At 70.6% G+C, this 7,423-nt stretch carries 8 protein-coding genes; 7 read left to right on the top strand and 1 reads right to left on the bottom strand.

Features of this window, described 5'->3' with window-relative positions; translation table 11 throughout:
• Positions 1–865 (bottom strand): oxygenase MpaB family protein (locus HQ603_RS10705; RefSeq protein WP_222684526.1); only part of this gene is annotated, 865 nt, incomplete at its 3' end.
• A 49-nt stretch (positions 866–914) separates the two neighbouring features.
• On the opposite strand from HQ603_RS10705, the gene HQ603_RS10700 reads away from it, so the two are divergent.
• From HQ603_RS10700 to HQ603_RS10670, 7 genes are all read left to right on the top strand, one after another.
• Positions 915–1,490, top strand: a complete 576-nt coding sequence (locus tag HQ603_RS10700) for a TetR/AcrR family transcriptional regulator (protein ID WP_222684525.1) — start codon at positions 915–917, stop codon at positions 1,488–1,490.
• Positions 1,484–2,374: an alpha/beta fold hydrolase gene (locus HQ603_RS10695; RefSeq protein WP_261773667.1), complete on the top strand. Its 891-nt coding sequence runs from the start codon at positions 1,484–1,486 to the stop codon at positions 2,372–2,374. Before HQ603_RS10700 ends, HQ603_RS10695 begins: the two co-directional genes overlap by 7 nt.
• Before the next feature lie 9 nt (positions 2,375–2,383).
• A complete protein-coding gene (gene ligD, locus HQ603_RS10690; protein WP_222684524.1) occupies positions 2,384–3,334 on the top strand; it encodes a non-homologous end-joining DNA ligase in 951 nt (316 codons plus the stop codon).
• A 254-nt stretch (positions 3,335–3,588) separates the two neighbouring features.
• The gene (locus HQ603_RS10685) at positions 3,589–4,893 is read left to right on the top strand and encodes a class I SAM-dependent methyltransferase (protein WP_222684523.1); all 1,305 of its coding nucleotides are present in this window, start codon (positions 3,589–3,591) and stop codon (positions 4,891–4,893) included.
• Positions 4,890–5,687 carry a glucose-1-phosphate cytidylyltransferase gene (locus tag HQ603_RS10680; RefSeq protein ID WP_222684522.1) on the top strand — a complete coding sequence of 266 codons (798 nt, stop codon included), beginning with the start codon at positions 4,890–4,892 and terminating at the stop codon, positions 5,685–5,687. Before HQ603_RS10685 ends, HQ603_RS10680 begins: the two co-directional genes overlap by 4 nt.
• On the top strand, positions 5,684–6,352 hold the full coding sequence (locus tag HQ603_RS10675) for a PIG-L deacetylase family protein (protein ID WP_222684521.1): 669 nt from the start codon (positions 5,684–5,686) through the stop codon (positions 6,350–6,352). Before HQ603_RS10680 ends, HQ603_RS10675 begins: the two co-directional genes overlap by 4 nt.
• Positions 6,352–7,392 carry an NAD-dependent epimerase/dehydratase family protein gene (locus HQ603_RS10670; protein ID WP_222684520.1) on the top strand — a complete coding sequence of 347 codons (1,041 nt, stop codon included), beginning with the start codon at positions 6,352–6,354 and terminating at the stop codon, positions 7,390–7,392. Before HQ603_RS10675 ends, HQ603_RS10670 begins: the two co-directional genes overlap by 1 nt.
• Positions 7,393–7,423: the final 31 nt, after the last annotated feature.

Here is a 7,423-nt window from a genome sequence, read left to right as displayed (position 1 = left end):
GTCGAGCTGGCCTTCCGCCTCGTCCCCGCCCGTCGGCGGGCAGCCGCCCGGTGGCGCGGTCGACTCCGGCGCGGGCGCGGGGGTGCATCCGCCGACGGGCGGGGACGAGGCGGAAGGCCAGCTCGACGGCGCGGCAGACCCGGCGGAACCAGCGCTCGTCGGCCTCGGACCAGCCGTAGCCCAACAACTCTCGGACCGGCGGATCGTAGAGCCCGACGGTGAGGCGCACGGCGGACCGCGCGACGGCCGGCCGCAGCAGCGCCCACACGCGGGCCGGCAGCCAGGGCAGGAACGGAGGGCGCGGGAGCTCGGAGAGGTCCAGCACCACGCGGGCGGCGGGGGTGTCCTCGAGAACCTCGCGGCACATGTGGTCCCAGTAGCGCTGGAAGTCCGCGCGGGTGGCGGGGACGGGACGCATGCTCATGCCGTACAGCGCGTACCACTGACGGTGTTCGGCGAAGAGCTGCTCGTGCTGCGCCTCGGTGAGCCCACCCATGAAGCACTCCGCGGTGCGCAGCGTGCCGACGTAGAAGGTCGCGTGGGCCCAGTAGAAGGTGTCGGGATCGAGGGCGTGGTAGCGGCGGCCCTGTGCGTCGACACCCCCGATGTCGTTGTGATACCGACGGATTCGAGCTGCGGTGTCGGCCGCGCGCGCACCGTCGAAGACCACGCCGCCGATGGGGTAGAGCGAGCGCATGACCCGCTGCCACCGTTCAAGCTCGAAGTTGGAGTGCTCGGTGACCGCGGCGCCGAGGCCGGGGTGCATGTTCTGCATCGACCCGGCCCAGGGTCCCTGCAGCATCCCGCGCCAGTCGCCGAAGTACCGCCACGTGAGCGAGTCCGGCCCGAGCGGCTGACTACACATGTTGTCACCGTAGAGTCGGTGCGCACGGCCGTCAACGGTGAGGACGAGAGTGGACCTGGAGGCGAGACGCGCGCACCGGCGCGAGGCGTTGCTGGCCGCGGGCGTGGACCTGCTCGGCGCGGCCGAGGGACCGGCGGTGAGCGTGCGTGCCGTGTGTTCGCGCGCGGGCCTCACCGAGCGGTACTTCTACGAGAACTTCGCCGACCGCGACGCCTTCGTGCGGGAGGTCTACGCCCTGGTGGCCGACCGGGCCCAGCAGGCCCTGGTCGCCGCGGTCGGTCGGGCGCGGCGGCCGTCGGAGCGGGCACGCCGGGCGGTGCACGCCTTCACAGACCTGGTGTTGGACCGCCCCGAGTACGGCCGCGTGTTGCTGTCCGCCCCGTTCGGCGACAGCGCGCTCGGCCGCATCGGCACGCGCACCGTGCCGCACTTCGTGGCCCTCGTGGAGGCGCAGCTGCCCACCGAGACGGACGCCGCGACCCGGACGCTCATCGCCACCGCCGTGGTGGGGGCGCTGACCACACTGTTCACCGCGTTTCTCGACGGCGACCTGCCCGTCGACCGCGACCGCTTCACCGAGCACTGCGTCGCCGTGGTTGCCGCGGCCGGTCGCAGGGAATGGTGACGAGCATGGTGGTGGCCGGAGTTCTCGACGTCGCGATCGACCGGTACGGCGATCCGTCGGGTCGGCCCGTGGTCCTGCTGCACGGCTTCCCCTACGACACCCACTCGTACGACGACGTGGCCCGCCTCCTCGCCGACGCCGGCCACGACGTCGTGGTGCCGTCCCTGCGCGGATTCGGCGCCACCCGGTTCCTCGACGACGCCACCCCGCGCTCCGGGGAGCAGGCCGCCCTGGCCCACGACCTGCGGGAGCTGATCGGCGCCCTCGGCCTCGACCGCCCGATCGTGGCGGGCTACGACTGGGGCGGCCGCGCCGCGTGCGCGGTGGCCGCGCTGTGGCCCGACGAGGTGGCGGGTCTGGTCAGCGTGTCGGGCTACCTGGTCCAGGCGGGTGGGCTCGCGACGCCCGCACCGCCGCACCTGGAGAAGCGGTACTGGTACCAGTACTACTTCCACTCCGAGCGCGGCCGGGCGGGACTGGCCGCGTACCGGGCCGAGATCGCGCAAACTCTGTGGACGGACTGGTCGCCCACCTGGCGGTTCGGTGACTCCGAATTCGCCGCCACCGCAGCGTCGTTCGACAATCCGGACTTCGTGGACGTCGTCGTGCACAGCTACCGGCACCGGCACGGTCTCGCCGCGGGCGACCCGGCCTACGCGGCCACGCAGGAGCGCCTGGCGGCGGGTCCGCCGATCACCGTGCCGACGGTGGTGCTCGATCCCACGGAGGACACCGTCGCCGCCCTGTACGGGACGCCCGACCACGCCCGGCACTTCACCCGCCTGGTCGACGTGCGCGAACTCGACTGCGGCCACAACCCGCCGCAGGAGTTGCCCGGACGGTTCGCCGACGCGGTCCGTGCTCTCGGCGAGTCGCTGGCCTAGGCTCGGACGATGGCGGCGTCTCCGGCGATCGAACTCGAGGTGGGCGGCCGCACCGTGCGGGTGTCCAACCCCGATCGCGTGTACTTCCCGGCCAGCGGGGCCACCAAGCGTGACCTCGTGGAGTACTACCTGTCGGTGGGCGAGGGCATCGTGACCGCACTGCGGGAGCGCCCCTGCATGCTGCACCGGTTCCCGGACGGTCTCGCGGGCGAGAAGGTGCACCAGAAGCGGCTGCCCCGCGGCGCTCCCGACTGGATGGAGACCGTGCGGGTGACGTTCCCGCGCTACGACCGGACCGCGGACGAGCTCTGCGTGACCGAACTCGCGCACGTGATCTGGGCGGTGCAGATGTCCACCGTCGAGTTCCACCCGTGGAACAGCCGCCGGGCCGACGTCGAGAGTCCCGACGAGTGGCGCATCGATCTCGACCCCATGCCCGAGTGCTCGTTCGATCGGGTGCGGCGGGTGGCCGGGGTGGTGCACGAGGTGCTGGACGAGCTCGGCGCCGTCGGCTGGCCGAAGACCTCCGGTGGCCACGGACTGCACGTCTACGTGCGTATTCGGCCGGACTGGGGATTCGGCGACGTGCGTCGGGCCGCGTTGGCCTTCGCCCGCGAGGTGGAACGACGTGCGCCCGACGACGTGACGACGACGTGGTGGCGCAAGGATCGCGACCCGTCGAAGGTGTTCGTGGACTTCAACCAGAACGCCCGCGATCACACGATCGCGTGTGCGTACTCGGTGCGCGGGACGGAGCGGGCGACGGTGTCGACGCCGGTGCGGTGGGACGAGATTCCCGACGTCGCCCCCGACGACTTCACGATGCACACCGTGCCGGCGCGGTTCGCCGAGCTCGGTGATCTCCACGCCGGGATCGACGACGCGGTGTACGACCTGCGGCCGCTGATCGAGTGGGCGGAACGGGACGAACAAGCGGGACTGCACACCCCCGACGAGTGAGATCCGCCGGTCCCGGCCGGATTTCTTTCATGACCTCTCACCAGCACGTTCGGTCTGTTCTCGTCATCCGTTCGGACGGTTCCGGGGCCGGAAACCGGGCGCTGGTCTGGTTTTTGTGACACAATGCGTACAAATCGTACAAACACAGTCAGATGGTTCGTGACGGCGTCGGGGGATGCGGACGAATCCGGTCGTCGTACCGGAACACCACGTGTCGTGAGAAGCCACCGACTGTCGTTCCCAAGGAGTGTCGAATGCAGCGCCGTTCCCGTCGCCTCGATCGCCTCTGTCGACTCTGTGGGTCGAGCGTTCTCGAGAGCGTCCTCGATCTGGGTGCCACCCCGCCGTGCGAATCGTTCCTCACCGCGGACGGTCTGGACGAGCCCGAGCCAACCTACCCCCTGCACGTGCGCGTGTGTCGCGAGTGCCTGCTGCTGCAGATCCCGGCTCTCGTCAGTCCGGACGAGACGTTCACCGAGTACGCGTACTTCTCGTCCTTCTCGTCGTCGTGGGTCGAGCACGCCCGTCGGTTCGTCGCCGAGGCCGATCGACGGCTGACGCTGCAGGACAGGGACGACGCGTTCGTGGTGGAGGTCGCGAGCAACGACGGGTATCTGCTCCGCCACGTCGTCGACCGTGGGATCCGTTGTCTCGGAATCGAACCGAGTGTCAACGTGGGCGCCGCTGCGCGGGCGGCGGGCGTGCCCACCGAGACGGCGTTCCTGAATCCGGAGACCGCCGCGCGGGTGCGGGCCGAACACGGTCCGGCCGCCCTGGTGGTCGCCAACAACGTCTACGCCCACATTCCCGACGTCCTCGGGTTCACCGAGGGTCTGCGCACTCTGGTCGCGGACGACGGACTGGTGTCCATCGAGGTCCACCACGCGCTGAAGTTGGTGGCGGAGGCGCAGTTCGACACCGTCTACCACGAGCACTTCCAGTACTGGACCGTGCTGACCGCGATGCGAGCGCTCGAGAAGGGCGATCTGACGGTCGTCGACGTCGAGGCGCTGCCGACGCACGGTGGCTCGATTCGCCTGTGGGCCACTCCGTCCGGGAATGCGGGACCGCCCAGCGAGCGCACCCTGGATCTGCTGGAGGCGGAGCGCCGTGCGGGTCTGCACACGGTGGCGGGATACCGCGGCCTGGAGTCCGCCGCTCGCGAGGCTCGCGCCGCCGTGCTGGAGTTCCTGCTCGACTGTCGACGGCGCGGTGAGCGGGTGGTCGGGTACGGCGCGCCCGGCAAGGGCAACACCCTGCTGAACTACTGCGGCATCCGGCCGGACCTGCTCGAGTACACGGTGGACCGGAACCCGTACAAGCACGGTCGGTTCACCCCCGGTACGCGCATCCCGATCCATCACCCGGATCGCATCGCCGTCGATCGTCCCGACGTCGTGATGGTGCTGCCCTGGAACCTCGAGGACGAACTCACCGCACAACTGCAGTACGTGGCGGACTGGGGTGGACGGGTGGTCTTCCCGCTGCCGTCCCTGCACACCGCCGATCTCTCCCACGTCACCCCGAGCACCGACGAGCCTGCGGAGGCACTGTCATGAAGGTCGTTCTGTTCTGCGGCGGGTACGGCATGCGGATGCGCAACGGGGACGGCGACACCATCCCCAAGCCGCTCCAGATGGTCGGCCCCCGTCCCCTGCTCTGGCACATCATGAAGTACTACGCGCACTACGGGCACACGGAGTTCGTCCTGTGCCTGGGGTACGGCGCGGCGGCCATCAAGCAGTTCTTCCTCGACTACCACGAGGAGGAGTCCAACGATTTCGTCCTGCGCGACGGCAAGGTCGAGCTGCTGGCCACCGACATGAGCGACTGGTCGATCACGTTCGTGGACACGGGCGTCGAGTCGCCCATCGGCGAACGCCTGCGCCGGGTGCGCGAGCACCTCGGCGACGACGAGTACTTCCTGGCCAACTACTCGGACGTGCTGACCGACGCCCCGCTGGACACGATGATCGAGAAGTACCACGCGTCGGGCGCGGTGGCCTCGATGCTCGTGGTGCCGCCGCAGTCGAGCTTCCACTGCGTCGACGTCTCCGAGGGCGGGGAGATCAAGGAGATCGTGCCGGTCAGCCGGTTCCCCATCTGGGAGAACGGCGGATACTTCGTCCTCAGTCAGGCGGTGTTCGACCACATCCCGCCGGGGGGCGACCTGGTGGGCGACGCGTGCATGGCGCTCGCCGGCCGCGGCGAGCTGTTCGGCTACCGCCACGACGGGTTCTGGAAGCCGGCCGACACGTTCAAGGAGCGCGCGGAACTCGACCTCGACTACGGACGCGGTGTGCGCCCGTGGGCGGTGTGGGAGCAGGCACGGCCCACCGCCGGCGTCGCATGATCGGGCTGTCGCCGGGGCCGGTGCACTCGGTGGCCGTGGTGGGCGCGCATCCCGACGACATCGCGATCGGGGCGGGCGGCACCCTGCTGTCGCTGTGCGCGGCCGACGTGACGGACGTGCACGCGCTGGTGCTCACCGGCGGCGGCACCGCACGCGAGGACGAGGAGCGGGCCGCGTTGGCGGACTTCTGTTCCGGCGCCGCGGTGCACCTGACGGTGCTCGACGTTCCCGACGGGCGGTCGCCGCAGCACTGGAACACGGTCAAGGAGGGACTCGAGGAGTTCCGCCGCACGTGCGAGCCGGACGTCGTGCTGGCCCCGCAACGCGCGGACGCGCACCAGGACCACCGGTTGCTGGCGAAGTTGGTGCCCACCACCTTTCGCGATCATCTGGTGCTGGGTTACGAGATCGTCAAGTGGGAATCGGACCTGCCGCGCACGACGGTGCTGATTCCGCTGCCGGACGAGGTGGCGCGGCGCAAGGCGGCACTGCTGTCGACGCACTACCGCTCGCAGCACGGCCACGACTGGTACGACGACGAGACCTTCCTGGGCCTGGCGCGACTGCGCGGTGTGCAGTGCCGCAGCCGGTACGCGGAGGGATTCGTCGTGGAGAAGATGCTGCTGACCGTCGGCGGCGCAGGACATTTCGAGAGGGAGCCGTAATGCACGTTCTCGTCACCGGACACCAGGGTTACCTCGGCACCGTCATGGTGCCGTTGCTCGTCGAACGCGGCCACACCGTGGTCGGGCTGGACACCGGGTGGTTCGCCGACTGCCTGCTCGGCCCCGCCCCGGCCGAGCCCGACGCGCTGCGGATCGACCTGCGGGACGTCACCGCGGACCGTCTGCGCGGATTCGACGCGGTGATCCATCTGGCCGCGCTCTCCAACGACCCGCTGGGCACGCTGGCGCCGGACGTCACGCACGAGATCAACCATCACGCGTCGGTCCGCTTGGCCCGCGCGGCGAAAGAGGCCGGGGTACACCGCTTCCTGTACGCGTCGACGTGCTCGGTGTACGGCGCGGCCGGCGCCGACGCCGTCACCGAGGACGCGCCGCTGCGACCGCTCACGCCGTACGCGGTGAGCAAGGTGCGGGTGGAGGACGACGTCGCCGCCCTGGCCGACGACGACTTCGTGCCGGTGTTCCTGCGCAACGCCACGGCATTCGGGTTCTCGCCGCGGCTGCGCGCCGACATCGTCGTCAACGACCTCACCGCGTCGGCGGTGTTGACCGGGCGGGTGGTGGTGAAGTCCGACGGCACCCCGTGGCGCCCGTTGGTGCACGCTCGCGACATCGCGGCGGCCTTCGTCGCGGCGCTCGAGGCACCGGAGGTGCGGGTGCGCGGTCGGGCCCTGAACGTCGGGACCGAGGCCAACAACGTGACGGTCGCGCAGGTCGCCGAGACGGTGGCCGAGGTGACCGGCGCCGAGGTGGTGATCACCGGCGAGTACGGAGCCGACCCGCGTTCCTACCGCGTCGACTTCTCGGAGGCACGACGGGTGCTGCCGGAGTTCGTGCCGCACTGGGGCATTCGCGACGGGGTGGTGGAGCTGGCCGAGGCGTACGACCGGCACGGGCTGACGGCCGATGCCCTGGCGCAGCGCTTCACCCGGCTCGCGCGCATCACCGCGCTCCAGCGCGCGGGGGAGTTGAGCGAGACGCTGCAGTCGGTTCCCGCCGCGGCGGTACACCGTGCCTGAGCGGCGGCGCTCGGGGTGCTCGGGCCCCGCC

Origin of the sequence: Rhodococcoides corynebacterioides (genome assembly GCF_019834675.1) — a bacterium.
Lineage (GTDB): Bacteria > Actinomycetota > Actinomycetes > Mycobacteriales > Mycobacteriaceae > Rhodococcoides > Rhodococcoides corynebacterioides_A.
The sequence above is the reverse complement of the archived record's forward strand: the minus strand, read 5'-3'. Positions and strand labels throughout refer to the sequence as shown.